The 25,523-nt window shown below is 65.6% G+C and carries 28 protein-coding genes and 1 tRNA gene; 17 read left to right on the plus strand and 12 right to left on the minus strand.

Annotated features, from left to right (window positions below; all coding sequences use genetic code 11):
- Positions 1-145: 145 nt before the first annotated feature.
- Positions 146-1,429 carry an O-acetylhomoserine aminocarboxypropyltransferase gene (locus NA2_RS03240; RefSeq protein WP_008594132.1) on the minus strand — a complete coding sequence of 428 codons (1,284 nt, stop codon included), beginning with the start codon at positions 1,427-1,429 and terminating at the stop codon, positions 146-148.
- Positions 1,430-1,544: 115 nt separating this feature from the next.
- Positions 1,545-2,066 (minus strand): CoA-binding protein, encoded by a 522-nt coding sequence (locus NA2_RS03245; protein ID WP_008594134.1) that lies wholly within the window; start codon positions 2,064-2,066, stop codon positions 1,545-1,547.
- Positions 2,067-2,170: 104 nt separating this feature from the next.
- Between NA2_RS03245 and NA2_RS03250 the strand changes: the two genes are divergently transcribed.
- Both NA2_RS03250 and NA2_RS03255 read left to right on the plus strand, forming a co-directional pair.
- The gene (locus NA2_RS03250) at positions 2,171-2,518 is read left to right on the plus strand and encodes a hypothetical protein (protein WP_040676686.1); all 348 of its coding nucleotides are present in this window, start codon (positions 2,171-2,173) and stop codon (positions 2,516-2,518) included.
- 198 nt (positions 2,519-2,716) lie between these two features.
- Positions 2,717-3,004: a hypothetical protein gene (locus NA2_RS03255; RefSeq protein WP_008594138.1), complete on the plus strand. Its 288-nt coding sequence runs from the start codon at positions 2,717-2,719 to the stop codon at positions 3,002-3,004.
- An 86-nt stretch (positions 3,005-3,090) separates the two neighbouring features.
- On the opposite strand, the gene NA2_RS03260 is transcribed toward NA2_RS03255, so the two are convergent.
- Entirely contained in the window at positions 3,091-3,912 is an 822-nt protein-coding gene (locus tag NA2_RS03260; RefSeq protein WP_008594141.1) for an enoyl-CoA hydratase, read from the minus strand.
- Positions 3,913-4,044: 132 nt separating this feature from the next.
- Between NA2_RS03260 and NA2_RS03265 the strand changes: the two genes are divergently transcribed.
- From NA2_RS03265 to NA2_RS03290, 6 genes are all read left to right on the plus strand, one after another.
- Positions 4,045-4,509 (plus strand): PaaI family thioesterase, encoded by a 465-nt coding sequence (locus NA2_RS03265; RefSeq protein WP_008594143.1) that lies wholly within the window; start codon positions 4,045-4,047, stop codon positions 4,507-4,509.
- A gap of 435 nt (positions 4,510-4,944) precedes the next feature.
- Positions 4,945-5,409 carry a 50S ribosomal protein L13 gene (gene rplM / locus NA2_RS03270; protein ID WP_008594145.1) on the plus strand — a complete coding sequence of 155 codons (465 nt, stop codon included), beginning with the start codon at positions 4,945-4,947 and terminating at the stop codon, positions 5,407-5,409.
- Between the two features lies 1 nt (position 5,410).
- Positions 5,411-5,893, plus strand: a complete 483-nt coding sequence (gene rpsI, locus NA2_RS03275; RefSeq protein WP_008594147.1) for a 30S ribosomal protein S9 — start codon at positions 5,411-5,413, stop codon at positions 5,891-5,893.
- A gap of 163 nt (positions 5,894-6,056) precedes the next feature.
- The gene (gene speB, locus NA2_RS03280) at positions 6,057-7,004 is read left to right on the plus strand and encodes an agmatinase (RefSeq protein ID WP_008594150.1); all 948 of its coding nucleotides are present in this window, start codon (positions 6,057-6,059) and stop codon (positions 7,002-7,004) included.
- An 89-nt stretch (positions 7,005-7,093) separates the two neighbouring features.
- Positions 7,094-8,029, plus strand: coding sequence for an N-acetyl-gamma-glutamyl-phosphate reductase (gene argC, locus NA2_RS03285; RefSeq protein ID WP_008594151.1), 936 nt, complete (start codon positions 7,094-7,096; stop codon positions 8,027-8,029).
- Positions 8,019-8,885, plus strand: coding sequence for an aminoglycoside phosphotransferase family protein (locus tag NA2_RS03290; protein ID WP_008594154.1), 867 nt, complete (start codon positions 8,019-8,021; stop codon positions 8,883-8,885). The genes argC and NA2_RS03290 overlap by 11 nt, the downstream gene beginning before the upstream one ends.
- On the opposite strand, the gene NA2_RS03295 is transcribed toward NA2_RS03290, so the two are convergent.
- The gene (locus tag NA2_RS03295; protein ID WP_008594156.1) at positions 8,879-10,000 is read right to left on the minus strand and encodes a COX15/CtaA family protein; all 1,122 of its coding nucleotides are present in this window, start codon (positions 9,998-10,000) and stop codon (positions 8,879-8,881) included. The genes NA2_RS03290 and NA2_RS03295 overlap by 7 nt on opposite strands.
- A gap of 145 nt (positions 10,001-10,145) precedes the next feature.
- On the opposite strand from NA2_RS03295, the gene NA2_RS03300 reads away from it, so the two are divergent.
- Positions 10,146-10,361: a DUF2842 domain-containing protein gene (locus tag NA2_RS03300; RefSeq protein WP_040676609.1), complete on the plus strand. Its 216-nt coding sequence runs from the start codon at positions 10,146-10,148 to the stop codon at positions 10,359-10,361.
- A gap of 111 nt (positions 10,362-10,472) precedes the next feature.
- Complete coding sequence (locus NA2_RS03305) at positions 10,473-11,657, plus strand: GNAT family N-acetyltransferase (RefSeq protein ID WP_008594160.1); 1,185 nt, start codon at positions 10,473-10,475, stop codon at positions 11,655-11,657.
- A gap of 28 nt (positions 11,658-11,685) precedes the next feature.
- Here the strand turns inward: NA2_RS03305 and NA2_RS03310 are convergent, their stop codons facing one another.
- Positions 11,686-13,845: a GumC family protein gene (locus tag NA2_RS03310; protein ID WP_008594162.1), complete on the minus strand. Its 2,160-nt coding sequence runs from the start codon at positions 13,843-13,845 to the stop codon at positions 11,686-11,688.
- A 209-nt stretch (positions 13,846-14,054) separates the two neighbouring features.
- Between NA2_RS03310 and NA2_RS03315 the strand changes: the two genes are divergently transcribed.
- From NA2_RS03315 to NA2_RS03330, 4 genes are all read left to right on the plus strand, one after another.
- Positions 14,055-14,618, plus strand: a complete 564-nt coding sequence (locus tag NA2_RS03315) for a polysaccharide biosynthesis/export family protein (protein ID WP_040676611.1) — start codon at positions 14,055-14,057, stop codon at positions 14,616-14,618.
- Positions 14,619-14,645: 27 nt separating this feature from the next.
- Positions 14,646-15,788 carry a glycosyltransferase family 4 protein gene (locus NA2_RS03320; protein WP_008594165.1) on the plus strand — a complete coding sequence of 381 codons (1,143 nt, stop codon included), beginning with the start codon at positions 14,646-14,648 and terminating at the stop codon, positions 15,786-15,788.
- 112 nt (positions 15,789-15,900) lie between these two features.
- Positions 15,901-17,436 (plus strand): undecaprenyl-phosphate glucose phosphotransferase, encoded by a 1,536-nt coding sequence (locus tag NA2_RS03325; protein WP_008594168.1) that lies wholly within the window; start codon positions 15,901-15,903, stop codon positions 17,434-17,436.
- Positions 17,433-18,695 (plus strand): O-antigen ligase family protein, encoded by a 1,263-nt coding sequence (locus NA2_RS03330; RefSeq protein WP_008594169.1) that lies wholly within the window; start codon positions 17,433-17,435, stop codon positions 18,693-18,695. Before NA2_RS03325 ends, NA2_RS03330 begins: the two co-directional genes overlap by 4 nt.
- An 8-nt stretch (positions 18,696-18,703) precedes the next feature.
- Here the strand turns inward: NA2_RS03330 and NA2_RS03335 are convergent.
- A tRNA-Pro gene (locus tag NA2_RS03335) sits at positions 18,704-18,780 on the minus strand.
- A 261-nt stretch (positions 18,781-19,041) separates the two neighbouring features.
- On the opposite strand from NA2_RS03335, the gene NA2_RS03340 reads away from it, so the two are divergent.
- Together NA2_RS03340 and NA2_RS03345 are read left to right on the plus strand one after the other, a co-directional pair.
- Positions 19,042-19,551, plus strand: coding sequence for a quercetin 2,3-dioxygenase (locus NA2_RS03340; RefSeq protein ID WP_008594172.1), 510 nt, complete (start codon positions 19,042-19,044; stop codon positions 19,549-19,551).
- A 410-nt stretch (positions 19,552-19,961) separates the two neighbouring features.
- Positions 19,962-20,201 (plus strand): hypothetical protein, encoded by a 240-nt coding sequence (locus NA2_RS03345; protein WP_008594173.1) that lies wholly within the window; start codon positions 19,962-19,964, stop codon positions 20,199-20,201.
- 264 nt (positions 20,202-20,465) lie between these two features.
- On the opposite strand, the gene NA2_RS03350 is transcribed toward NA2_RS03345, so the two are convergent.
- From NA2_RS03350 to NA2_RS03375, 6 genes are all read right to left on the minus strand, one after another.
- Positions 20,466-20,987: a MerR family transcriptional regulator gene (locus tag NA2_RS03350; protein ID WP_008594176.1), complete on the minus strand. Its 522-nt coding sequence runs from the start codon at positions 20,985-20,987 to the stop codon at positions 20,466-20,468.
- 167 nt (positions 20,988-21,154) lie between these two features.
- Positions 21,155-21,478: an integration host factor subunit alpha gene (locus tag NA2_RS03355; protein ID WP_008594179.1), complete on the minus strand. Its 324-nt coding sequence runs from the start codon at positions 21,476-21,478 to the stop codon at positions 21,155-21,157.
- 111 nt (positions 21,479-21,589) lie between these two features.
- Complete coding sequence (locus tag NA2_RS03360) at positions 21,590-22,561, minus strand: beta-ketoacyl-ACP synthase III (RefSeq protein ID WP_008594181.1); 972 nt, start codon at positions 22,559-22,561, stop codon at positions 21,590-21,592.
- Positions 22,562-22,570: 9 nt separating this feature from the next.
- Positions 22,571-23,626 (minus strand): phosphate acyltransferase PlsX, encoded by a 1,056-nt coding sequence (plsX, locus tag NA2_RS03365; RefSeq protein ID WP_040676616.1) that lies wholly within the window; start codon positions 23,624-23,626, stop codon positions 22,571-22,573.
- 110 nt (positions 23,627-23,736) lie between these two features.
- On the minus strand, positions 23,737-24,291 hold the full coding sequence (locus tag NA2_RS03370; RefSeq protein WP_008594186.1) for a YceD family protein: 555 nt from the start codon (positions 24,289-24,291) through the stop codon (positions 23,737-23,739).
- Entirely contained in the window at positions 24,288-24,842 is a 555-nt protein-coding gene (locus NA2_RS03375) for a ubiquinol-cytochrome C chaperone family protein (RefSeq protein WP_008594189.1), read from the minus strand. The genes NA2_RS03370 and NA2_RS03375 overlap by 4 nt, the downstream gene beginning before the upstream one ends.
- A 125-nt stretch (positions 24,843-24,967) precedes the next feature.
- Here NA2_RS03375 and NA2_RS03380 point away from each other — a divergent pair, with 125 nt between their 5' ends.
- Positions 24,968-25,489: an outer membrane protein assembly factor BamE gene (locus NA2_RS03380; RefSeq protein ID WP_040676618.1), complete on the plus strand. Its 522-nt coding sequence runs from the start codon at positions 24,968-24,970 to the stop codon at positions 25,487-25,489.
- Positions 25,490-25,523: the final 34 nt, after the last annotated feature.

A 25,523-nucleotide genomic window follows, 5' to 3' on the forward strand; every position in this document is an offset into this window, starting at 1 on the left:
GGAAGCTGCACGGCGCGCAAAGCGGCAGAATCGTTTCGTTCTGCCCGATAGATAGGATGCCGCCTTCCCCTCGCGCAAGTGCAGCGGGCGCCGAGCGCCGTCGGGCCGCGGCATTTGCGCCGCCAGCCCGCGCCGCAAACCGTCCTCAGATCTGCGCCAGTGCCTGCTGCAGGTCGGCGATGATGTCTTCGGCGTCCTCGATGCCGATCGACAGGCGGATGACGTCGACACCGGCGCCCGCCGCCGCCTTCTGATCGTCGGAGAGCTGGCGGTGCGTGGTCGACGCCGGATGGATGATCAGCGATTTCGTGTCGCCGATATTGGCCAGGTGCGAGAAGAGCTCGACGCCCTCCACGACCTTGATGCCGGCGTCGTAGCCGCCCTTCAGGCCGAAGGTGAACACCGCGCCCGCACCGTTCGGCGCATACTTCTGCATCAGCCCGTGGTTCGGATCTTCCGGCAGACCCGGATAGGAGACCCAGGACACGGCCTCGTGCCCGCGCAGCCACTCGGCGACCTTCAGCGCGTTGTCGCAGTGGCGCTGCATCCTGAGCGGCAGCGTCTCGATGCCGGTCAATATCTGGAACGCGTTGAACGGCGAGATGGCCGGGCCGAAATCGCGCAGCCCCAGCACGCGCGCCGCGATGGCGAAGGCGAAATTGCCGAACGTCTCGTGCAGCACCATGCCGCCATATTCGGGGCGCGGCTCCGACAGCATCGGATACTTGCCCGACTTCGACCAGTCGAACGTGCCGCCGTCGACCAGAACGCCGCCGACCGAATTGCCGTGACCGCCCATGAACTTCGTCAGCGAATGCAGCACCAGATCGGCGCCATGCTCGATCGGGCGGACCAGATAGGGCGAGGCCATGGTGTTGTCGACGACGAAGGGCAGCCCGTGCTTGCGGGCGATATCGCCGATCTTCTCCAGGTCGACGAAGGTGCCGCCCGGATTGGCGAGGCTTTCGACGAAGATCGCCTGCGTCTGGTCGTCGATCTGGCTTTCGAAGGTCGAAAGATCCTCCGGATCGGCCCAGCGGACATGCCAGTCGAAATTCTTGAAGGCGTGGCCGAACTGGTTGATCGAGCCGCCGTAGAGTTTCTTCGCGGCGATGAAGTTCGCACCCGGCCGCATCAGCGAATGGAACGTCAGGAGCTGCGCGGCATGGCCCGAAGCGGTGGCGACGGCGGCCGTGCCGCCCTCGAGGGCGGCGACGCGCTCCTCGAGCACCGCCTGGGTCGGGTTCATGATGCGGGTGTAGATGTTGCCGAAGGCCTTCAGGCCGAACAGGGACGCCGCGTGATCGGCATCGTCGAACACGTAGGAAGTTGTCTGGTAGATCGGCGTGGCGCGCGCGCCGGTGGCGGGATCCGGCTGGGCTCCGGCGTGGACGGCCAGCGTGTTGAAACCAGGCGTGCGCTCGCTCATGCTATTTCCTCCGTGCATTTCGGCATGTTTCACTCGGTGTGCCGGCATCAATACAGAGGGTCACCCACCGAGGCAAAGGAGATTTGACCCCACGGCAGCGGCGCATGCGGAAAAATCACCGCTGGCGGATGCCGAAACTCTGGAAACCCTTGCGCATCAGCGGCTTCTTCGACGAGATGACCCGGCTGTTGATGCCGTTCCAGCCGATCTCACCGGACAGGCGCGCATATTCGATCTTGGGGCAGCGGTTCATCACCACCTGGATACCGGCTTCCTCCAGGCGCCGCGCCGATGCGTCGTCGCGAACGGTGAGCTGCATCCACACGACTTTCGGCAGCGGATCCATCGCGAGCACCTCGTCGGCGACGCCGGGAACGGCGGCGGAGGGGCGGAACACGTCGATCATGTCGACCGGCTCCGGCAGGTCGGCGAGCCGCGCCACCACCGGCCGGCCGAGGATCGTCTTGCCCGCCTGGCCCGGATTGACCGGATACACCGCATAGCCCTTGTCGATCAGGTACTTGGTGACGAAGAAGCTCGGCCGGACTTCGTTTGCCGAGGCCCCGACGATGGCGACACTCTTCACCGTGTTCAGGATCGCGGAGATATACGCGTCGTCATAGGTATCGTGATTCATTGCCGGTCCCGGGAAGCCGCGCCGCGGTCGCCGGACTGTATCGGCGGGCGCGTGTTCGTGATATGCTTTCGCAGCGTTGCAAGCCGAAAGCGAAGTGCTCGATCATGTTGCGATATGCCGCCCCGATCCTTGGTGTCCTTGTCACCGGCGTCCTTGCCTTCACGGGCCAGGCCGAGGCCATCTCTCGCTACAATTCAACTGCCATGAGCTGCGCCGCGGTGCAAGGGAGGATCGCCGCGGAAGGCGCGGCCATCATGCGCTACCGGTCCCAGCGCAATCCCAGCCTGACGCTCTACGACCGCTATGTCGCGCACGGCTATCTCTGTCCCGCCGGCCATCGCGCGGTGCGCAGCCATATCCCCACCGCCGACCGCGCCTCCTGCCCGGTCCTTCACTGCAAGCCCGAAATGCGCGACCGTTCGAACCGGCGTTTCTGGCTGTTCGGCGACTGATGCATCATCCAGCGAACGAATCGCGCAACGCCCGGAAAACTAGAATAAACTAATCGTATTCATCATCGTTTGTTTGCATAAACATGCGCTTTTTATGCAAACGGACCCCTGCGTATATGTCCTGCCGCACCCCGGAGAACGGCTCCGGGCGCGGTCTTGATGCGGCCTAACCAGCATGCAGAGAAGAAAGGACAACCCATGCCGACACGTTCCCTTATTGCGCTGAGCGCGCTTGCCCTTGCCCTGCCCACCCTCCCTGCCGCAGCAGCTCCGAGCTGCGGGCAGATCCAGGCGCAGGCCGCGGCGCCGCGCGGCGCCACGATACGGTATCCCTCGCCGACCGGCTCCGGGATGACGCTCTATGATCGCTTCGTGACCCGGGGGGCAGCCTGCATGCCCGGCTACAGCAGGGTCCCGCGGTCGATCCCGGCGGCGGACACCGCGAACTGCCGGGTCTTCGTCTGTGCGATCAGGAACGACGACTGAGCGCGCCTCGCCTCCGACCGGCGGCTTCCCGGTCCGCCAGAGACAGGCCGTCAGGCCTGTCTCCCTTCACCGGACTAAACAATGTCTTAGGCATCCTTCCATTCCGGCGAACGCTTCTCGATGAAAGCGCCGATGCCCTCCTCGGCGTCGCGGGCGAGCATGTTCTCGACCATCACCCGGGCGGCATAGTCATAGGCCTGCGACAGGCCCATCTCCGCCTGCGCGTAAAACGCCTCCTTGCCGATCTTCACCGTCAAAGACGATTTTGAAGCAATGGTTTGCGCCAGTTTGGCGACAGTCTGATTCAACGCGTCACGCGGCACCACGCGGTTGACGAGACCCATGCCGTGCGCCGTCTCCGCGTCAATCATCTCGCCGGTCAGCAGCATTTCCATGGCGTGCTTGCGCGCGACGTTGCGCGACAGCGCCACCATCGGCGTCGAGCAGAACAGGCCGATGTTCACGCCCGGCGTCGCAAACCGGGCCGTTTCGCTCGCCACGGCCAGATCGCAGGACGCGACGAGCTGGCAGCCCGCCGCCGTCGCCACGCCGTCCACCTCGGCGATCACCGGTTTCGGATGGCGCACCACCGCCTGCATCAGTTCGGCGCACAACTGCATCGTCGTCTCGAAGAATCCCCGCCCCCGGTCCGCGTCGCCGCGATGGGCGGTCAGCTCCTTCAGGTCGTGGCCGGCAGAAAACACCTTTTCCGACGAGCGCAGGACGATGACGCGCACGCCGGCGTCGTCGCGCGCCCGGTCGAGCGCTCCCTTCAGCGCCCGCATCACGGCGATCGACAGCGCATTGGCCGGCGGACTGGACAGCGTCAGCGTCAGGATGCCGCCGGCGCTCGCCGCCGTCACGGGCGCCCTTACGGGTTCTTCGATGCCTGCAGCGGCCTCGGCCATGTGCCTTCTCCTGTCCTGGTTGATGCACGATCGGGGTGCCAGCATAGTTCGGCTTGTCTTCGCGCGGCAATCCGGCAATTGTTTCGACTGCGCGACATCGCGCGCGGGACCAAGCAGCGGAGGATTGCCGGGATGGATGCCAGACGCGCAGCGGAAACCTATCGGCCGCTCATGCAGGCCCGCGAGGTGAACGCCTTTCTGCGCGAAGTCTTCCCGCAGGCCTGCGGCGGGGAACCGCCCGACTACCGCGCGCTCGATATCTGGCCCGGTGGCTGCCACGTGCGGCTAGAGGCCGGCTTCCAGCACCTGCGTCCGGGCGACACGGTCTCCGGCCCGTCGCTGTTCGCGCTGGCCGATATCGGCGGCTATGTCTGCGCCCTCTCGCATATCGGCCCCGAGGCGCTAGCCGTCACCACCAATCTCAACATCAACTTCATGCGCAAGGCCACGGCCGGGCCGGTCGACGGGCACTGTCGCATCCTCAAGCTCGGCAGGCGCCTGATGGTGTTCGAGGCCGAGCTTTTCAGCGGTGAGAAGCAGGCAACGGTCGCCCACGCGACCGGCACCTATTCGCTGCCGCCCACCGGCGGCGCCTAATGCATGTCGCTTTCAAGTGAGTTCATTTGAAAGACAACGAACATGCATCGTTTCAAAGTGCTACAGCGCCGCGCGTCTTACAAGACGCGCGGCGCTGTAGCACATCTCCGGTAAAAGCAGGTGCATCGGGAACGCGCTGGATCTTGTTCTTTCCGCGTTGTCCGAGGCCGGAACGATCCCGCTTCGGCTGGGAATACTCCTGGAAAGCGACTTGCAGATACGGTATCTAAATACCGCAAATATAAACCACTGTTTTTGCTTTGTTATTTTTCGATACTGCGCAATACCTGTGCTTGACGGCGCCTTGCAACCCCTGTAGACAGCACGAGCCTGCGGCGGCGTGTCGTCGCGGACGCTTGCGCGCCCTGAAAGCCCGCAAGACAAGCAACAAGAAACGCCCTGCCCTGTGGCCGGGTCCAGTAAGTGGAAAAGACCATGAAGACATTTTCGCAGAAGCCTGCGGAGGTGACGAAGAAGTGGGTTCTGATCGACGCCGAAGGTCTCGTCGTCGGCCGTCTCGCCACCATCGTCGCCAACCGCCTGCGCGGCAAGCACAAGCCCACCTTCACCCCGCATGTGGACGATGGCGACAACGTCATCATCATCAATGCCGAGAAGGTCGTGCTGACCGGCAAGAAGTACACCGACAAGAAGTACTACTGGCATACGGGCCATCCCGGCGGCATCAAGGAGCGCACCGCGCGCCAGCTGATCGAGGGCCGCTTCCCCGAGCGCCTGCTCGAGAAGGCCGTCGAGCGCATGATCCCGCGCGGGCCGCTTGGCCGCCGCCAGATGAAGAATCTGCGCGTCTATGCCGGCGCCGAGCATCCGCACACGGCGCAGAACCCGGAGACGCTGGACGTCGCCGCCATGAGCAAGAAGAATGTGAGGGCCCAGTAACATGGCCGAAATCAATTCCCTCGAAGAGCTGGGTGCGGCGACCGCCGCGCAGACGAGCGAGCAGCAGGCTCCCGTCCACGTCCAGAAGCTCGACGCCCAGGGCCGCGCCTACGCGACCGGCAAGCGCAAGAACGCCATCGCCCGTGTCTGGGTCAAGCCGGGCTCCGGCAAGATCACGGTCAACGACAAGGAGTTCAACGCCTATTTCGCCCGTCCGGTCCTGCAGATGATCCTGCAGCAGCCGATCATCGCGGCGAGCCGCAACGGTCAGTACGACATCGTCGCGACCGTCGTCGGCGGCGGCCTTTCGGGCCAGGCGGGCGCTGTGCGCCACGGCATCTCCAAGGCGCTGACCCATTACGAGCCGGCCCTGCGCGCCGTGCTCAAGAAGGGTGGTTTCCTGACCCGCGACAGCCGCGTGGTCGAGCGTAAGAAGTACGGCAAGGCCAAGGCCCGCCGCTCGTTCCAGTTCTCGAAGCGCTAAGCTTCGGAACAAGACCGAACGAAGAAGCGGGCCCTCGGGTCCGCTTTTTTGTTGCGCGAAGCCTGTTGTTCACCCTACCCATTGGGCACACGCCATAGCATTCTGCAGTCCGGTGGATCACCCGACGTCCGCGCAAATGCGGAGAACAAGAAGATCGAGCGCCATGCCGTCGAACGCCATCGACCACGCCTTCACCGCCCGCAGCCTGACCGGCGCGGCCAGCGACCCGACCTATGCGGGCGCGCTCTCCTTCATGCGGCGGAAATACACCAAGAACCTCAAGGGCGCCGATGCCGTCGTCTGGGGCATTCCCTTCGACGCGGCGGTCTCCAACCGGCCCGGCGCGCGCTTCGGCCCGCAGGCGATCAGGCGCGCCTCAGCGATCTTCGACAATGATCCGCAATACCCCTTCGACCGCGATCTCTTCGCCGCGCTGTCGGTGATTGACTATGGCGACTGCCTGCTCGATTACGGCAATCACCAGAAGACGCCGGCGACGATCGAGCGGGAAGCGGCAAAAATCCTCAGATCGGGCGCCTTCCTCCTGTCGCTCGGGGGCGATCATTTCGTCACCTGGCCGCTTCTAAAGGCGCATGCGGCGCTGCACGGTCCGCTGGCGCTGGTGCAGTTCGACGCGCATCAGGACACCTGGTTCGACGACGGGCGGCGCATCGACCACGGTTCCTTCGTCGGCCGCGCCGTGCGCGACGGGGTGATCGACCCGGCGCACTCGATCCAGGTCGGCATCCGCACCCATGCGCCGGAGGATTGCGGCATCGCGATCCTGCACGGGCATGCCGTCGAGGAGATGCGGGCCGCCGAGATCGCCGAAGCCATCATCGCCCGCGTCGGCGACCGGCCAGCCTATGTGACCTTCGACATCGACTGCCTCGACCCGGCCTTCGCACCCGGTACGGGCACCCCGGTGGCGGGCGGCCCGTCGAGCGCGAAAATGCTCTCCGTTCTGCGCCAGCTCGGCGCGCTGCGCATGGTCGGCGCGGATGTGGTCGAAGTGGCCCCGGCCTACGATCACGCCGACATCACCGCCATCGCGGGCGCCTCTGTCGCCATGCATTATCTGGGCCTTCTCGCCGGCAGGGAGCGACGATAGGCGCTCATCCGACGATTCAACGCGCTGACGGATTGATTCCGCCGGCCGGCACAACCATCTGAAATCAGACTCTTTTCCAGGACAGACCCATGACGGCGAAAATCTTCATCGATGGCGAACACGGCACCACCGGCCTGCAGATCAGGACGCGGCTCGCCGAGCGGCGCGACATCGAGGTGATCTCCATCCCCACGGAGAAGCGCAAGGACCCCGCCGCGCGCGCCGAGTTCCTCAACACGGCTGACATCGCGATCCTGTGCCTGCCCGACGATGCCGCCCGCGAAAGCGTCTCCCTGATCGAGAACAACACGACGCGCGTCATCGACGCCTCGACGGCGCACCGGGTCGCAGAAGGCTGGACCTACGGCTTCGCCGAGATGGACAAGGCGCAGGGCGACGCCATCCGCAATGCGGGGCGCGTCGCCAATCCCGGCTGCTGGCCGCAGGGTCCGATCGCCTTCCTGCGGCCCCTGATCGCCGCTGGCCTGCTGCCGGCCGACCTCGCCGTGACCGTCAACGGGATTTCGGGCTATTCGGGCGGCGGGCGGACGATGATCGAGGACTACGAGGCCTCTCGCGATGAGGCGCCCGAGTTCATGCCCTATGCGCTGACCCTGAAGCACAAGCACGTGCCGGAGCTGCAGGCCTATTCCGGCCTGTCCGGCGCGCCGCTGATGCAGCCCGCCGTCGGCAATTTTGCGCAAGGCATGCTGACCGCCCTGCCCCTGCAGCTCGGCCACCTGCCGCGCGTGCCGACGGGCGCCGAACTCCATGCCGCGCTCGCTGACCATTACGGCGCCATCACAGGCAGCGTCGTCGATGTCGCCCCCCTCGGCAATGCCGAGCGCAGCGGCGCCCTCGACCCCGAGCGGCACAATGGCAGCAACAACATGACGCTGCACGTCTTCGCCAACGACGCGCGCGCCCAGGCGCTGCTGATCGCCGTCTATGACAATCTCGGCAAGGGAGCCTCGGGCGCGGCCGTGCAGAACATGGACCTGATGATCGGAAGCGATGGCCGATAGCACCGCGGAAGCGCCCGCCTCACCGGACTTTCCGCCAGACTTTCCGCCAGACTGGGACATCATCTCGGTCCGGCTGATGGCGGACACGCCGGCAAGCCATATCTGGGAAGTGACCCGCTGCGGCGGCGACATCGCCGTGGTCAAGGACCACAAGCCCGCCGGGCTGGAGAATTTCGAGACCGGCGCGCTCTTCCTGCAATGGCGGGCGGGCCGGGATGCGGTGCGGCTGATCGACCGGCGCGACAACGCCCATCTCATCGAGCATGCGGGTGATCGCACGCTGCTCGACGTGCTCGATGAGAGCGGTGACGAGGCGGCGAACACGCTGGCGGCCGAGATGCTCGCCCGGCTGGCCGGCGATGCGAGCTCACCGGCGCCCGCAGGCCTGACGCCGCTGCGGGACCATTTCCGCAGCCTGTTCGCGAAGGCCCGCGAGGACCGCAGCTCCGGCCGGGAAACGCCGTTCACGCGCGCGGCATCCATCGTCGACGACCTCCTGTCGAACCAGCGCGACGTGCGCCCCCTGCATGGCGACTTCCATCACGAGAACATGATGTTCGGCCCGCGCGGCTGGCTGCTGATCGATCCGACGGGCATCGCGGGCGACGCCTGCTACGATGCCGCCAATCTGTTCTACAATCCGCTGGAGCGCGACGACCTGCGCAACGATCCGGACCGCGCCGCGCGGCTTGCCGCCCTGCTCTCGCGTCGGCTCGGGCGCGATGCGGGCGATTTCCTGCGCTACGGCCTTGCCCATGCCTGCCTGTCGGCCTCATGGCACCTGGAAGACGGGAATGCGGACGAAGCCGCGCGCAGCCTGTCCGTGGCGCGCGCCGTGGAGATGGCGCTTCAGTAGATCTCGTCTTCCACCGCAGGTCGCGCCGGCAACGGGTAGGCCCCACGCGCGGCGCGCCAATGCGCGCAGGCAAAGCCCAGAACCACCAGCGCCATGCCCTGATGCAGAAGGGCGAAACCGAAGGGCACGACCATCAGCAGCGTGACGATCCCGACCGCCGCCTGCAGCACGACAAGCAGGGCCAGCAGGATGCTGCGGCGCGCATGCGGCGACCCGGGTTCGGCGCGCAGCACGCAGACGGCGTGCCAGACGGCCAGCACCAGCAGCACATAGGCGCCGAGCCGGTGGACGAACTGCACCGTCTTCGGGTTCTCGAAGAGATTGATCAGCGCGGGCTGCTGGACGAACAGGCCGCCGGGCACCAGCGCGCCGTCCATCAGCGGCCAGGTGTTGAAGGTCATACCGGCGCGCAAGCCGGCGACGAGCCCGCCCAGATAGATCTGGAACAGGATGGCGATCACCAGCCAGCCGGCGAAGCGTCGCGTGCCGTTTTGCGCCGCGCCCGTGGTGTGCGGGGCCAGCCCGCGCGCCACCAGCATCGTCGCGGCGAAGATCAGGCAGGCGATGGTCAGATGGGTGGCCAGACGATACTGGCTGACATCGACCCGGTCGACCAGGCCGGACGCGACCATCCACCAGCCGACCGCCCCCTGCAGCCCGCCGAGCGCCAGGATTCCCAGAAGCTTGGGTTTCAGATGGCCCTCGAGCCGTCCCGACAGCCAGAAGAAGGCGAGCGGCAGGGCGAAGACGAAGCCGACGCTGCGCGCCAGAAGACGGTGTCCCCACTCCCACCAGAAAATGGTCTTGAACTCGGCGAGGCTCATGCCCTTGTTGATCAGCTGGTACTCGGGAATCTGCCGGTATTTGGCGAATTCCTCCTGCCATTCCGCCTCGCCGATCGGCGGAACGATGCCGTGGATCGGCTTCCATTCGGTGATCGACAGGCCGGATTCGGTCAGCCGCGTGGCGCCGCCGACGAGCACGAGCGCGAACAGCACCAGAAGCACGCCATACAGCCAGAACCGCACGAGCCTACGGTTGCGCAGCAGGGTTTCCTGCGTGGTTTGCCCGAACGCGGCACTGGAAGCGGAGATATCCAAGGTGGCAGCCATCATTGTTGAGGGAATGCCCGTTCCTGAACCAAAGCCCGGCCCGTTGCAAGCCGAACCGCCTGCCGCGCGACAAGCCGTCGCGCCGGCCATGACGCGGCGTTGCATCCCGCCGCCCGGGCTTCTATGAAGCAGCGGAAAGGTGGTTCCCATGCCTGTACGCCTCAGAAAATTCATCGGCATGCTCGCCCTGCTGGCGCTCGTGGCCATTTACGCGATCCTGTCGACCGCGATCGCCGTCGCGCAGCTTGCCGAATCCGGCCCGCTCGTGCACCTCGCCTATTTCTTCTTCACCGGCCTCCTGTGGGTCCTGCCCGCCATGGTCGTCATCCGCTGGATGATCGGCCGGCCGGACAACCAGGGCTGAGCCGCCCGTCGGCGCAATGTTCGCGCCGGCGTCGATCATTCCTTCACCTTTTGCCGCTATCGTGGCCGCAACGCTGTCATTCAGGGGCCGCAACAGCGCTGCGTCATCGCGATGAATTCCGCCAGTTCCCACGCCGAGATCCAGGACCCGGCCGCGCATGCGGGCGGCGCGCCGACGCTGACCGTCAGCAGCGCCGATCCGACCGCCCGGGCGCAGTATCGAGAGGACTGCCGCACCGCGCATTTCATGCCGGCGCAAAGCCCGGACTGGATCGACGCTTGGGCGGAGCATGCCTCGAACGCCTGCATCATCGTCCGCCTGTCGGACGGCGAGCGGCATCTCCTCAGCCTCGCTCTGGAAATCGCCGCCCACGGGCCGCTGCGCATCGCCCGCTTCATCGGAGACAGGCACGCCAACGGCAATTTCCCGGCCACGGAGCGCAGTCTCGGCGGGCCCCTCCCACCGCAATTGATGACGGCGCTCCTGGAGGGACTTCGCCGGCAACGTCCCGACATCGACCTGCTCGCCCTCGAGCGTCAGGTCCATGCGATCGACGGTGCGCAGAACCCGCTGCTTGCCTGGCCCGGCACGCCGAGCCCGAATGTGGCGCTGGCCGTCGATCTTGCCGGCGGGTTCGAGGCGGTGCTCGGCCGCGCCAGCGGCAAGCGCAAGCGCAAGCAGCACCGCGCCCAGGCGCGCAAGCTCGAAGCTGCCGGCGGCCACCGCCGCCTGCGGGCCACATCACGGGCCGAAACCGATGCCATGCTCGACGCCTTCTTCGCCATGAAGCGGCACCGCTTCGCCAAGATGGGCATTCGCGACGTCTTCGCCGCAGAATCCGTGCAGCAGGCCTTCCGCACGCTGTTCGGCGACGCCGTCCGGGCGGAGGAGCCCGCCTTCGTGATGCACGGGCTTGAAGTCGGCGGCCGGCTGCGTGCCGTGACCGGGTCGAGCCGCACCGCAACCCGGATGATCTGCGAGTTCAGCTCGATCACCGAGGATGAACTGAGCGATATCAGCCCCGGCGCTTTTCTGTTCTTCGAGAACATCGAGGAGGCCTGCGGCGACGGGCTTCAGGTCTACGATTTCAGCGTCGGGGACGAGTATTACAAGCGCCTATGGTGCGATCTGGAAACCGTCCAGTTCGACACCTTCGTGCCGCTGACCGCCAGAGGCCGTTTGCTGGCTCTGAGCCGCTCCGGCCTCGCCCACGCCAAGCGGCGGATCAACGGCAATCCGCGCCTGTGGAGCGCTGCCAAATGGCTGCGCCGCAAGCTGGCCTTCCTGCGCGGCTGAGCACGAGCACCGCCGCGAGCCGGCCGCCTCAGGCCGCGTCGCGGCCGGGCGGATAGGCCTTGCCGGCAGGGGTCACCAGGATCGGCGCGTGAATGCCCGCCTCGCGCAGCTGTTCTGCCGTATCGGCGGCGATCTCCCCTTCCCGCGGATCGATCATGCTCACCAGCACCTCGGTGTCGGCGGCCAGCAGCCGGCCGATGGCGCCGGCATCCGCCGGCCCGCACTCGACCACCACCACGTCATAGGCGGCGGTCAGCGATTCCATGATGATCGGCAGCCGGTCCGCAGCCCGCATGGCGCGCGCCGGATCGGCGGTGCCGACCGGGATGATGTGGCAGTCGGAGAACAGATCGGCGTGGATGATTTCGGCGAACTGCGCCTGCGAGGCCAGCAGGTTGGTGATGCCCGTATAGGCGACGCTCTCCAGCATCGGCAACGACGCGGCGCCCGACGCCGTCAGGTCGAGAAGCACGACGCGCAGGCCGGAATCCGCGACATCGCGCGCCACGAGAACCGAGGCGGCCGCCGCCTCGTCGCCTTCCGGCGAAATGAACAATGCGCGCGTCGCGCCGCCCGAAACGAGTTTCTCGGAGGCCTGCTCGACACCGATCTCGCCGAACTGCGGCTCCCACGCCGTATCGGCGGCATCGGGCTCATAGGATGGCGCGGCTGCAGCCAATCCATGCACCGTCCGGGATGCGGAGGACGGAAGCCGGCTTTCCGCCGCGTCGTCGAAGGCCGGTTTGGGTTCTGGTGCCGCCGGGCTTGCCACCGGCTGCATCGTGTCCACCGCGGGACGCATGGCGCGGCCGCTGAACAATTCCTGCAGGAGCGTGATGATGGCCATGATCAGCAGCGAGGCGACGAAGGCCGCCGCTGTGATGGGAACGATTTTGGGGAAGTAAGGCTCGCTCGGCGTGATCGCGCGCGAGAAGATGCGCACATCGGCCGGCAGATAGTTGCGGTCGCTGCGCGAGGCAGCCTCGCGATAGCGGGTCAGGTAGGATTCCAGGAGTTCGCGCTGGGCGGTCGCCTCCCGCTCGAGCGCCCGCAGCTCCACCTGCTCCTCTTCGGCGCGGCCCGAGGCCACCTTCAGCTGGTTGAGTTCGCTGGTCAGGTCCGCCTCGCGCCGGCGCGCCGTATCGGCTTCTGATTCCAGGCCGGACAGCACCTTGCCGGCCTCGGCGCGGATCTGGCCGCTGATGTCCGTGAGCTGCGACTGCAGGGCGCGGATGCGCGGATGATTGCCGAGCAGGGTGGTGGAAAGATCGGCGATCTGCGTCTGGAGTTCCAGCTGCCGCTCGCGCAGACGCTGGATGAGGGGCGACGCCATCACTTCCGGCTGGTTCTCGATCGCGGCACCGTCGCGCAGGGCCGCGCGCAGCGCCTCCGCCTGGACCTCGGCAGCCGAGCGGTTGGCGCGCATCCGCGACAGCTCGCTGGACAGCTCGGACAATTGCTGCGTCGCCAGAACCGTGTTGTTCTGGCCCAGCAGGAGATCGGATTTCGCCCGATACTCCGCAACGCGCGCCTCGGCCTCCTTGACCCGCTCCCGCAGGTCCTCGATCTCCGGCTCCAGCCAGTCGGTCGCGCTCGTGTTGGACAGCAGCTTCGCGTCGCTCTGTACCGCCACATAGGCGTCGGCCACGGCGTTGGCCACCTGGGCCGCCAGCGCCGAGTCCTCCGACGAGAACTCGATCACGATGACGCGCGAGTTCTCGACCCGGTAGACGGTGAGATGCTCGCGGAAGGCGGTCAGCACGCGCTCATCGACGGGCGCCTCCGGCGGCGTGCTCTTCAGGCCGACCAGGACCATCAGCCGGTCGACGAGCGAGCCGCCGCCGCCCGAAAACTCGGCGCGCTCGCCGAGCTGAAGCGCGCCGGCCACCTGGCTCAGGATCTCCGTCGAGCTGATCAGCTGGACCTGGCTCGTCACCCCTTCCCCGTCGAGGATGGGGCGGTCGCCGTCCACCGTCCCTTGCGGACGGGTGTAGATGGATTCGCGCGTCTCGATCAGAAGCCGCGTCTCGGCGCGGTACTGCGGCGTCGCCATGAAGGCCACCGCGAAGACGATGCCGGTGATGACCAGGGCCGCAAGGAGGATCCGCGGCCATTTGCGCCGGAACCCCGCGAAAAGCCGCGCCAGGTCGACATCGACGTCCCCGGCTGCAATTTGACCGCTGTTCATACGTCCCACTCCAACATCTCGTGCCGGCAGGGTAAATATCTATGGTAACCATGCCGTTAAGATGCGCGCTTTCGCGAGCAGCCCGGCGAGGGTTCGCGTTATGAGCGCATAATCGCCGGCTTTACCCGACATTAACCCTAACGGAACGATAAGGAGAGCGTGGCGCCCCGCTTGCGGGCGCGGATGACGCCAGAGGTTCGCAGTTGGCCATGAAGAAACGCATCCCCCTTTTGCCCGCGTTGATCGCGGCCGCGGCCGTGGCCGGCTGTTCCGGTTATCGCCCCGCCCCGGCGGCGTTTCATGAGGCGCTCTATCAGCCGTATGTGCTGGATGCGGGCGACAATCTGCGCGTCACGGTCTTCGATCAGGAGAACCTGACCAACACCTACAGCGTCGATCAGGCCGGCTACATCGCCTTTCCGCTGATCGGATCGGTTCCCGCGCGCGGCAAGACGTCCAAGCAGATCGAGACCGATATCGCCTCCGCCCTGCGCCAGGGCTATCTGCGCGATCCCGATGTGACGGTGGAGATCGACCGCTACCGGCCGATCTTCATCATGGGTGAGGTCGGCGCTCCGGGACAATATTCCTATGTACCGGGCATGACCGTCCAGAAGGCGGTGGCCGCCGCCGGCGGCTTCAGCCCGCGCGCCAACCAGGGCACGGTCGACATCACGCGCGGCATAAACGGCAAGGTGCTGACGGGGCGTGTCGTCACGTCGGATCCCCTGCTCCCGGGCGATACGGTCTATGTGCGCGAACGCCTGTTCTGATTTATCCCGTCCCTTCGGAACCCTCGCATGCAGGTAAAGCGGAAGCTGCGCATCGTTCACTGCTTCCGCTCGCCCGTCGGCGGCATCTTCCGCCATGTCCGAGATCTGTGCGACGCGCAGATGGCGGACGGCCACGCGGTCGGCATCGTCTGCGATTCGACAACCGGCGGGGATTTCGAAGCACGCCTTTTCGCCGAGATCGAGCCGAGGCTGGCGCTCGGCGTCAAGCGCACGCCGATGCAGCGCCATGTGGGCTTCGGCGACCTGGTCGCGGCATGGCGCACCTTCAACATCGTCAGGGCGATGCAGCCGGACGTGCTGCATGGACATGGCGCCAAGGGCGGCGTCTACGCGCGGCTGTTCGGCACGATGATGCGGCTGTTCGGCCAGAAGCCGGCGCGCATCTACTCGCCGCATGGCGGCAGCCTGCACTACGACGCGGCGACGATGACGGGCCGCGTGTTCTTCGCCCTGGAACGGATGATGGACCGGTTTTCCGACCATATCCTCTTCGTGTCCGAGTATGAGCGGCGCACCTACGAGCGCAAGGTCGGCCGGCCGCGCGCGCCCAACACGCTCGTCTACAACGGCCTGAACGCCGACGAGTTCGTGACCGTCGCGACGGCCCCGGACGCCGCGGATTTCCTCTATATCGGCATGATGCGCGATCTGAAGGGCCCCGACCTGATGATCGATGCGCTGGCGCTGACGGAAAAGACCACCGGCAGAAAACTGAGCGCGGTCATGATCGGCGACGGCGATGATCGTGACGCCTATGTCGCCCAGGCGAAGGAACGGGGTTTTGGCGATCGCATCACCTTCCTGCCGGCCATGCCGGCACGCGCGGCCTTCGGCCGGGGACGCATCATGGTGGTTCCCTCGCGCGCCGAGGCCATGCCCTATATCGTGCTCGAGGCGCTGGCCGCCGGCCGGCCGCTGATCGCCAGCGCGGTCGGCGGCATTCCCGAAGTGTTCGGCGCGAACTCCCCCGCCCTGACGGCGCCCAGCGAAAACGCCATCGCCGACAGGATGGGCTTCGCCCTTGCCGATGAAGCGGCCTTCCAGGCGCTGATGCCGGAACAGGCCGACCTGCGCGCCCGCTTCGGCGCTGATGTCATGGCCCGGGCGATCGAGACCGCCTACCAGGCGAGCCTGAGCCGCCGAGCCTGAGAGGCCCGGTCCGGCAAGCGGATTGGTTCACAAGTCGAACAGTCATGGCAAGGGAATGTTAGCCCCCTGTCTGCTAGCCTGACTTCACAACGTCAGGGGCAGCATCAGGATCATGAACCAGTTCGACCCGAAGCGGTACTACGCGTCGAAGGCCAGGGAGCAGACCCCGGGCGCCCAGACGGAGGACGGCCGTCCCGCTCTCGGACCGGTCGCCCGCCAGGTCGCGCAGCAATACAGCCGCGAAACCATGTCGCCGGTGATGGTAAGCGGCGTGATGCGCCTGGTGGAGCTTGCCGTGCCGCTGATCACCGGCGTCCTGCTCTACATCTTCTATGTCGGGGTCTCGACGCATCTCTTCTGGCACTACACGATCGTCATCCTTGCCGGTTCGGTGTTGATGGTCATCCTGTGCGAGTTCACCGACTGCTACCAGATGCCGGCCCTGCGCAATCCGACCGGCTATCTGGGGCGCATCCTGTTCGCCTGGTCGGGCACCTTCGCCGCGCTTTCGCTGACCGGCTTCTTCCTGAAGATCTCCGGCGAGTTCTCGCGCTTCTGGTTCGGCGCCTGGTATGTGGCTGGCTTCGCGGCCCTGGTTGTCCTGCGCATCGTCGTGGCCCAGCTGATGCGCCGCTGGGCGCGCAACGGCACCATCGAGCGGCGCGCCGTGATCGTCGGCGGCGGCACCAATGCCGAGCATCTGATCCGCTCGATCGAGCAGCAGCCCTACAACGACATCCGCATCTGCGGCATCTTCGACGATCGCGACAACCGGCGCTCGCCGCCCGTGGTGGCCGGCTATCCGAAGCTCGGGAACATCGCCGAACTGGTCGAGTTCGCCCGCATCGCCCGGATCGACATGCTGATCGTCTCGTTGCCCATGTCGGCGGAGGCGCGCGTTCTATCGCTCCTGTCGAAGCTCTGGGTGCTGCCTGTCGACATCCGCCTTTCGGCCCATTCCAACCATCTGCGCTTCCGGCCGCGCGCCTATTCCTATATCGGCTCGGTGCCGATGCTCGACATTTTCGACCGGCCGATCAACGACTGGGATTCGGTCGCCAAGCGCCTGTTCGACATCGTCTTCAGCCTGATCGGCATCATCCTGTTCTCGCCGGTGATGCTGGCGACGGCCATCGCCATCAAGCTCGACAGCAAGGGGCCGGTCCTGTTCAGGCAGAAGCGGCACGGCTTCAACAACGAGGCGATCGAGGTTCTCAAGTTCCGGTCGATGTATGCGGAACAATGCGACCCGACGGCCAAGAACGCGGTGACCCGCGGCGATCCGCGCGTGACGCGCGTCGGCCGCTTCATCCGCAAGACCTCCATCGACGAGTTGCCGCAATTCTTCAACGCGCTGTTCGGCAGCCTGTCGCTCGTCGGCCCGCGGCCGCACGCGGTCGCCGCGCAGGCGCACAACATGCTCTATGAAGAGGTGGTCGACGGCTACTTCGCCCGCCACCGCGTCAAGCCCGGCGTCACGGGCTGGGCGCAGATCAACGGCTGGCGCGGCGAAGTGGACACGGACGAGAAGATCCGCAAGCGCACCGAATACGATCTCTACTATATCGAGAACTGGTCGCTGTGGTTCGACCTGAAGATCCTGCTCCTGACGCCGATCCGGCTGATGAACACGGAAAACGCCTATTGAGCACGCTCCTCGCCCCTACCAACGCGCCGGCGTTGCCGCGCGCGGCCATCGACGCCAAGCTGGTCAGCCTGGTCAAGACGTCCGCGATCGGCATGGGGGTGTTCCTGTCGGGCTTCGTCATCCGCGAACCGGCCCCCTATGAACTCTACATGGTCGGGCTGATCGCCGTCTGGGCGCTGGCCGGCCTAAGGATCTCGCGCCGCATCGCGCCGCTCCTGACGCTTCTGATCCTGTTCAATGTCGGCGGGGCGATCTCGATGTCGCAACTGGCCGATCTCGGGACCATCCCGCTCTACATCGCCGTCTCGCTGTTTCTGGCGCTGACATCGGTGTTCTTCGCGGCGGCGGTGGAGGCGGAGCCGCGGCTGTTGCGCGTGGTGTTCATCGCCTGGGTGATGGCTGCCGTCGCAACCGCCTTCTTCGGCATTCTCGGCTATTTCAACGCCTTTCCCGGCGCCACGCTTTTCACCCGCTTCGGGCGGGCCGCCGGCGTGTTCGAGGATCCGAACGTGTTCGGTCCGTTCCTTACCCTGCCGGCCATCGGCCTTCTGTACCTGATCCTCGTCGCGCGGCCGCTCGTCGCCTGCCTTGCCGTCCCCCTGTTCCTGGTCGTCGCGGGCGGCATCTTCTTCTCGTTCTCGCGCGGCGCGTGGGGATTGCTGGCGGTGACGGCGATCCTGCTGGTGCTGGCGGTGTTCCTCAACAGCCGCACCGGCCTGTCGCGGCTGCGCGTCAGCGTGACCGCGCTTCTGGCGCTGGCCGGCCTTGTGCTGGCGCTCATCCTGGCGCTGCAGATCCCGGCGGTCGCCGATCTGTTCTTCGAGCGCGCCCGGCTCGCCCAGGACTACGACAGCGCGCGGCTCGGCCGCTTCGCCCGCTTCGGGATCGGCTTCCTGTGGGCCATCGAGCACCCGCTGGGCATCGGTCCCCTGCGTTTCGGCCAGTTGCTGGGCGAGGACACGCACAACATCTGGCTGAAGGCGCTGCTCGACTATTCCTGGCTCGGCTTCGCCGCCTATCTGACCCTGATCCTGTGGACCCTGACCGCCGGCTTCCGCATCCTCTTCCGCCAGCGCCCCTGGCAGCCTTATCTCCTGTGCGTCTACATCGTCTTCGTCGGGCATGTGGCGCTGGGGACGGTGATCGACACGGATCACTGGCGCCATTTCTATCTTCTTCTGGGACTGCTGTGGGGGATGATCGCGCTCGAGCAGAAGCACATGCGCGCGGCGCTGCTACGTGATGCTCCAGGCGATTGAGGGAGAAATGGTCGGAGCGGCGGGATTCGAACCCACGACCCCTTGACCCCCAGTCAAGTGCGCTACCGGGCTGCGCTACGCTCCGAACCGCGAAAACCCCTATAGAATACAGGGTTATGGCGCAAGGCCTAAATCGGCACCGAGAACAAAAAGAGGATGCTCGACGACGAATTGCGGTCCGTATCAGCGATGCTGGAACTTGCAGTTGACGGTCAGGGCGGCAACCGGCCCGACATCGCGTACCATGCCGCAGCCGCAGTCATACTCGGCATTGCCAGCATACCGATCCTTCTATTGAATGAGGTTCGAAGGCCACTAACCGCGTGCATCGTCAGGGGATCTGATCATGAATGGCAGCAATGCGGGCAGTCCACAGTTCTATACGTCAGGCGTCTATCTCTCCAGCGCGCTAGCGAGCGAGGTGCGGTGGATGGGTGAAACCTGCACCCATTTTCTTGCCACCGGCAAAACGACCAACGGGCAGTTTTGCCTGGTCGAAGAGACATCGAAGCGCGGTGAGGCCGTCCCTTTGCACCGACACGAGAAGGACGTCGAATCCTTCTATGTGCTGGAGGGGGAGATCACCTTCTATGTCGGTGACCAAGCCGGAATCCGCTGCGGCCCGGGCTCATTTCTGCATGTACCTGCTGGGGTCGTCCATGGGTTCCGAATCTCTTCGGACACCGCGCGCTACCTCATCTTCACGACCGCCCATCACGGCGAATTCTATCGTGCCATTTCAGAACCTGCGGACGCGAACGGGCTGCCTTCCACCCACGACGTTGACTGGGACAAGGTCATGGCGACGGCTCAAGACTTCGGGATCGAATTCATCAGTGAACTTCCGGACGGGTGAGCGGAGTGAAGAGCTGCAGCTTTGCTGCAAACCGCACGCGCGTTGCCAATGACGAAGATGGCGTCGGCCGTCGGGAATAAAATCGAAGCGAGCGTGTTGTTCTTGCAGGTGGGGTGGCGGACGACGGGATCGCGCACTCCTTGCGATCGCCGCCTAGAGTTGGAGCGACAACCATGCGCGTCCTGATGCTCGCAATCTTCCTCGTGATATCCGCATGCACGACTGCACCAAACGTTGATACCCCACCGGCGCAGACCGCTCCTGAGCGGGGGATCGATAGCGGCGCCGGGGGATACTGAAGGTCATCGCCCGATCCAGACAAAGGCCCCCGCCGGCGCGAAGCCAGCGGGGGCAATACTTGCCAGCTTCCGAGAAAGCGAGCAACATCGGGTATTCATTGGGAGGGGCCGATGGGTAAGTGGATCATCCTGGTATTGGGCGTGCTGCTGACGGCGAACGGTTTCTTCACGCGGACCTATGATTTCCCGAACGAGACGCCAGTCAGATACTGCTTCAACATGGACTATATCGGCGTCGACGGCTGCTTCCACAACGCGACGGCTCCCATGCTGATCGCATGGGTTCCGCTCCTGATTGGCCTGGGCCTCATCGCGTGGTCGATGGTGCGCGCGTCTCGGAAAACTGTGTGACGAAGCCGCACCTGCCGAGACTTTATGGCGGCGGGCGTCCTGTCGTCGCATCACAGTCCTGGAAGCGCTCGAAGCCGCGAATGCCACGCCCCCAAGCACAACGTGAGCGGACGCGTCAACAATTTGAAATCAAATTGAAAACCGTACGGAGCGGCGGCTTCCCCATTCAAGTTCGCTACCGGGCTGCGCTACGCTCCGAACCGGTGCAAGGGAAGTCGTCTCGGACCGGTTCGCGCAAGCGCAAATTCGCGCCAGCGCGATTATCTAGCGGACCTGGTCGAGCAGCCGCTTGCATTCGAGCAGATCGAACAGGGCTTCCTGCAGCAAAGCGCGGTTGTCGCGCGACAGGCTGGCGCTGTCGGCGGCGACCGGTCCCTCCGTCTCGCCGCGCGAAAGGCCGAAGAACCGCTTGTTCGGCTTCACCTTCGGCGTCCCGACAAGAACCCCGTCGTCGGAAACCGAGCGCTCGGCCTCGGCCTGCTTGCTCTGGGTGATGGCCTCGACGGCCGCCACGTCGCCGCGGCCGACGGCGACGATGAACTGGTTGCCGTTGTCGCGCAGCAGCTTCTGGACACCCTTGATCGTGTAACCCTGCTCGTAGAGCATGTGGCGGATACCCTTGATCAGGTCGATGTCCTGCGGACGATAGTAGCGGCGGCCGCCGCCGCGCTTCAGCGGCTTGATCTGCGCAAAGCGCGTTTCCCAGAAGCGCAGGACATGCTGCGGCAGGTCCAGTTCCTCGGCCGCTTCGCTGATGGTGCGGAAGGCATCGGGGCTTTTGTCCATCGCTGGCGCATCTCCATTGGGCGTCGCGCCGCACCGGGATACGGAGCGACCGGGCCAAGCACCTCCACGCCTTCGGGGCAGACGGAAGCGCTGCTGATTCGTCAGTCTAATGCAGTTGACGGCCGAGGAAAAACCGGACGGCGGAACGATGCACAGCCGCGTCGCCGTCAGGCACTCTTGCTGATGCGGCGCGCCTGGTGTGCCTTGAGAATGCGTTCCTTCAGAACGTTCGACGCCTTGAAGGTCATCACCCGGCGCGGCAGGATCGGCACTTCCTCGCCGGTCTTCGGGTTGCGGCCGACCCGCTCGTTCTTGCTGCGGACCTGGAAGGTGGCGAAGGAGGAGAGCTTGACGGTCTCGCCGCGAACGACGGCGTCGCAGACTTCCTGCAGGACCATTTCAACCAGTTGGGCGGATTCGGTTCGTGACAGGCCGACTTTCCGATAAACGGCTTCCGCCAGTTCGGCGCGCGTCAGTGTCTTTCCCCCCATCGGGCTTACCCATCCATTTGCTGAAAAAACTTTATGCTTTCAATACGCGGCGCTGACGTTACATAAATTGCTTTGCAACGGTCAAGAACGGATGCGCTTTGATTGTTGCGGCTACCAGCGCACCAGAACCGCGCCCCAGGTGAATCCGCCGCCCATCGCCTCCAGAAGCACCAGATCGCCCTTCTTGATCTGCCCGCGCTCGACGCCCGCCGTCAGCGCCAGCGGCACGGAGGCGGCCGAGGTGTTGCCGTGCAGGTCGACGGTGATGACGACCTTCTCGTCGGCGATGCCGAGTTTCTTTGCAGAGGCGTCGATGATGCGCTTGTTGGCCTGATGCGGCACGAACCAGTCGATGTCGTCGGCGGTGATCCCCGCCTTTGCGAAAACGTCCTCGACCACGTCGGTGATCATGCCGACCGCATGCTTGAAGACCTCGCGCCCCTGCATGCGCAGGTGACCCACCGTGCAGGTGGTCGAGGGACCGCCGTCCACATAGAGCTTGTCGCGCTGAGTGCCGTCCGAGCGCAGGCTGGCGGCAAGGATGCCGCGATCGGCAAGGCCGCCCTCGCCTTCCGCCGCTTCCACGACCACGGCGCCGGCACCATCGCCGAACAGGACGCAGGTGGTCCGGTCGTTCCAGTCGAGGATGCGCGAGAAGGTCTCGGAGCCGATCACCAGCATCCGCCGCGCCTGGCCGCCGCGCAGATAGAGGTCGGCGGTGGTGATGGCGTAGACGAAGCCGGAACAGACCGCCTGCATGTCGAAGGCGTAGCCGTGCCGCATGCCGAGCCGCTCCTGGATCTCCACCGCGGTGGCCGGAAACGTGTTGTTCGGTGTCGACGTGGCCAGGATGATCATGTCGATGTCGTCGGGCGTCAGGCCGGCATCGTCGAGCGCGCGGCGGGCGGCGGCCTCGCCGAGGGACGCCGTCGTCTCGTCCTCAGAGGCGATGTGGCGCTGGCGGATGCCCGTGCGCTGGACGATCCACTCGTCCGTGGTATCGACGAGCTTCTCGAATTCCGCATTCTTCATGATGCGTCGCGGCAGGGACGAGCCGATGCCACGCACGACGGATCTGATCATTACAATGTCCTATTCATTCACGGCGGCCATGCCGGCCGGCGATTGCGGCGTACGGGCATGGTACAGGTCGAGCGTGGCGCGCGTCTTCTCCAGAAGGCGGCTCCGCACCATCTCATAGCCCAGTTCGACAGCAGCGGCGAAGCCTTCCGCGTCCGCCCCGCCATGGCTTTTCACGATGATCCCGTTGAGGCCGAGGAAGACGCCGCCATTGATCTTGCGCACGTCCATCTTCTCGCCGAGGCGTTGGAAGGCGGCACGCGCGAACACATAGCCGATGCGCGCCATCAGCGTGCGGCTCATGGCCTCCCGCAGATAGGTGGCGATCTGTCGCGCCGTGCCCTCGGCGGATTTCAGGGCGATGTTGCCGGCGAAGCCCTCGGTCACCACCACATCGACGCTGCCCTTGCCGATATCGTCGCCCTCGACGAAGCCTTCGTAGCGCATCGAGCCGAGCGCCGCCTCGCGCAGCATCCGACCGGCCTCCTTGACCTCTTCCTGGCCCTTGATCTCCTCGACGCCGACATTCAGCAGGCCGACCGAGGGCTTGTCCAGGTCGAACACGGCGCTGGCCATGGCCGCGCCGAGGATCGAGAAATCGACGAGCTGCTGCGCGTCCGCGCCGATGGTCGCCCCCACGTCGAGGACGATGGTCTCGCCGCGGATGGTCGGCCAGATGGCGGCGATGGCCGGCCGCTCGATATCCGCCATGGTGCGCAGGCAGAATTTCGACATCGCCATCAGCGCCCCGGTGTTGCCGGCCGACACGCAGACGTCCGCGTCGCCGTTCTTGACCGCCTCGATGGCGCGCCACATGGACGACTTCCAGCGCCCCTGACGCAGGGCCTGGCTGGGCCTGTCGTCCATGCGCACGGCAACGTCGCAGTGGGTGAACTCGCTGACCTCGCGCAGGGAAGGAATTGCGTTGAGGACGGGCAGGACCGTCTCCTCACGGCCATAAATCGCGAAGCGGGCATCGGGCCGCCGCTCGATCACCTTGGCCAGGCCACGCAACGTGACCTCGGGACCGTGATCCCCGCCCATAGCGTCAATCGAAATGCGTACCACGCGTCATGTGCCTCAATGGTTGTCCGAACGCCGGCGGCGGCTCGAAATGTGCGGGGAAAATAGCGTTTTTACCCGGCTGCACAACCTCGATTCGCCATACCGGCGGCGATTCAGGATTTTTGTCCCAGCTTGCGCAGCCCCTCGAACAGCGGACCGGTCTCCTCAACCGCCGGTTCCGAATCAGCAGACGCCTCGACGGCGGAGCCGGGCTTGCGCGGATAGGGGTCGATGGCGAGCGAGAAGAATTCCTCCACCAGGGCGCCGACATCGATGGTGTCGCCGCTGAAGGTTTCCGGCAGATCGGGGCCTTCCGCATCGAGAACGAACTCGCCCCCCTCGATGTCGTTGCGCGCCAGTCGGGATCCTTCGGGCACGAGGGTCGCGCCGAGGTTCTCCTCGATGCCCGCCGGCAGCGGATCAAGCGTCACCACGCAGGACTGGGTGATGTCGGCGCGCAGCGTTCCGGTAATGCGTACCCCGCTGTTCTTCCATTGACGGACCATGAGTTCCGCATGGAAGCGCTCCACCGACAGAAGATCGTGCGCTTCGGCCAGTGCCGCACGCGCCGCCGCATCCGCCTCGATCGCGACCGGCATTCCCTTCTGCGGCAGGCGATGGACATTGATCCGGAACGAAACCGGGCTGGTCTGATGTCTTGCCGTCATTCTGCTCGTCCCTCCGCCGCGGCGTCGGGAAAGGATACATCGCCGGCCAGCAGGCGCTCAACAAGCTGGCCCTCGAGCGACCCGGCAGCGTTCGCGGCATAGGCGGCAAGCGCACCCTGTCCTTCCCAGCCTGCCAAGTCAGGCCGGACATTGCGCGCCAGCGCCGCCGCGAGCGCGGCGCTGTCGTCGGCATCCAGCGCTTCGCTGTAGGCGGCGGCCCGGCCATAGAACATGCGCGCCAGCTTCTTGATACGCTTCGGCACGCCCATATCGCCGATCCCCAGCTCGCGGATGGCGTGCTCGACATCGGAGAAGAACAGGTCCGTCAGCTCCTGGGCGATGTCGCGCGCGGCACCTTCTTCCTCGCGCACCCGGCGCAGGAAGAGAATCATGTGCAGGGCGATCATCTCGAAACGGCCAAGCGGCGTGTCGGGAACCTGCATGTCGGCGTAGAACACAGGCTGCCGCGACGCTGCCACGATTCGTCCATACAAGGCGTCGATGACCGCGCGGCGCGAACGCTGCCCAAAGCCGAACAGCCTCTGGAACATGGGAAACGCCCTCCCTCGGGGCTGGTTTGGAACAGGATCAGGTTGCATCGGCGCGTCAGCTGGTTTACCCGTTTTGCCGGCGGGAACAAGGACTTTCAGCAGAAAGGCCGGGCGCCGGGGACGTTATGGAGATGTCGTTGCAGGTGAGAAAAATCAACACTATTCCTGTCGGGCGCACGATTTTAGCCTTGGGCATCGCCGGCGCAGCGGCGGCCGTATCGGGCTGCAACGTGGGCAAGACGCTCGATGCCCGCGAAACCTTGACGCAGGGCTACGTCATCGACGAGCAGGCCATCGAGCTGGTGCCGGAAGGCTCCAGCCGCGAGCAGGTTCTCCTGGCGCTCGGTTCGCCGTCGACGACGGCGACCTTCGACAACGAGGCGTTCTACTACATTTCGCAGAAGCGGGTTCGCAACGCCGCCTTCATGCGGCCGCGCCTCGTCGATCAGCGGGTCCTGGCAGTCTATTTCGGCGCGGACGAGCGCGTCGCCAAGATCGCCAATTACGGGCTTGCCGACGGCAAGGTGTTCGACTTCATCTCGCGCACCACGCCGACGGGCGGCAAGGAACAATCATTCATCGGCCAGATCCTGGCCGGCGCCTCAAAGGGCGGCCCGCCCTCGGGCCTTTTCGGCGGCGGCCAGTAGCCGCCCCGCAGGAATCTCAGGCAACAGAAAGCCC

This window comes from Nitratireductor pacificus pht-3B (genome assembly GCF_000300335.1).
Lineage (GTDB): Bacteria > Pseudomonadota > Alphaproteobacteria > Rhizobiales > Rhizobiaceae > Nitratireductor > Nitratireductor pacificus.

Coding starts and splice junctions, on each gene's coding strand:
- NA2_RS03240 (WP_008594132.1), bottom strand. CDS start 1,429: ATGAGCGAGCGCACGCCTGGTTTCAACACGCTGGCCGTCCACGCCGGA.
- NA2_RS03245 (WP_008594134.1), bottom strand. CDS start 2,066: ATGAATCACGATACCTATGACGACGCGTATATCTCCGCGATCCTGAAC.
- NA2_RS03250 (WP_040676686.1), top strand. CDS start 2,171: ATGTTGCGATATGCCGCCCCGATCCTTGGTGTCCTTGTCACCGGCGTC.
- NA2_RS03255 (WP_008594138.1), top strand. CDS start 2,717: ATGCCGACACGTTCCCTTATTGCGCTGAGCGCGCTTGCCCTTGCCCTG.
- NA2_RS03260 (WP_008594141.1), bottom strand. CDS start 3,912: ATGGCCGAGGCCGCTGCAGGCATCGAAGAACCCGTAAGGGCGCCCGTG.
- NA2_RS03265 (WP_008594143.1), top strand. CDS start 4,045: ATGGATGCCAGACGCGCAGCGGAAACCTATCGGCCGCTCATGCAGGCC.
- rplM (WP_008594145.1), top strand. CDS start 4,945: ATGAAGACATTTTCGCAGAAGCCTGCGGAGGTGACGAAGAAGTGGGTT.
- rpsI (WP_008594147.1), top strand. CDS start 5,411: ATGGCCGAAATCAATTCCCTCGAAGAGCTGGGTGCGGCGACCGCCGCG.
- speB (WP_008594150.1), top strand. CDS start 6,057: ATGCCGTCGAACGCCATCGACCACGCCTTCACCGCCCGCAGCCTGACC.
- argC (WP_008594151.1), top strand. CDS start 7,094: ATGACGGCGAAAATCTTCATCGATGGCGAACACGGCACCACCGGCCTG.
- NA2_RS03290 (WP_008594154.1), top strand. CDS start 8,019: ATGGCCGATAGCACCGCGGAAGCGCCCGCCTCACCGGACTTTCCGCCA.
- NA2_RS03295 (WP_008594156.1), bottom strand. CDS start 10,000: ATGATGGCTGCCACCTTGGATATCTCCGCTTCCAGTGCCGCGTTCGGG.
- NA2_RS03300 (WP_040676609.1), top strand. CDS start 10,146: ATGCCTGTACGCCTCAGAAAATTCATCGGCATGCTCGCCCTGCTGGCG.
- NA2_RS03305 (WP_008594160.1), top strand. CDS start 10,473: ATGAATTCCGCCAGTTCCCACGCCGAGATCCAGGACCCGGCCGCGCAT.
- NA2_RS03310 (WP_008594162.1), bottom strand. CDS start 13,845: ATGAACAGCGGTCAAATTGCAGCCGGGGACGTCGATGTCGACCTGGCG.
- NA2_RS03315 (WP_040676611.1), top strand. CDS start 14,055: ATGAAGAAACGCATCCCCCTTTTGCCCGCGTTGATCGCGGCCGCGGCC.
- NA2_RS03320 (WP_008594165.1), top strand. CDS start 14,646: ATGCAGGTAAAGCGGAAGCTGCGCATCGTTCACTGCTTCCGCTCGCCC.
- NA2_RS03325 (WP_008594168.1), top strand. CDS start 15,901: ATGAACCAGTTCGACCCGAAGCGGTACTACGCGTCGAAGGCCAGGGAG.
- NA2_RS03340 (WP_008594172.1), top strand. CDS start 19,042: ATGAATGGCAGCAATGCGGGCAGTCCACAGTTCTATACGTCAGGCGTC.
- NA2_RS03345 (WP_008594173.1), top strand. CDS start 19,962: ATGGGTAAGTGGATCATCCTGGTATTGGGCGTGCTGCTGACGGCGAAC.
- NA2_RS03350 (WP_008594176.1), bottom strand. CDS start 20,987: ATGGACAAAAGCCCCGATGCCTTCCGCACCATCAGCGAAGCGGCCGAG.
- NA2_RS03355 (WP_008594179.1), bottom strand. CDS start 21,478: ATGGGGGGAAAGACACTGACGCGCGCCGAACTGGCGGAAGCCGTTTAT.
- NA2_RS03360 (WP_008594181.1), bottom strand. CDS start 22,561: ATGATCAGATCCGTCGTGCGTGGCATCGGCTCGTCCCTGCCGCGACGC.
- NA2_RS03370 (WP_008594186.1), bottom strand. CDS start 24,291: ATGACGGCAAGACATCAGACCAGCCCGGTTTCGTTCCGGATCAATGTC.
- NA2_RS03375 (WP_008594189.1), bottom strand. CDS start 24,842: ATGTTCCAGAGGCTGTTCGGCTTTGGGCAGCGTTCGCGCCGCGCGGTC.
- NA2_RS03380 (WP_040676618.1), top strand. CDS start 24,968: ATGGAGATGTCGTTGCAGGTGAGAAAAATCAACACTATTCCTGTCGGG.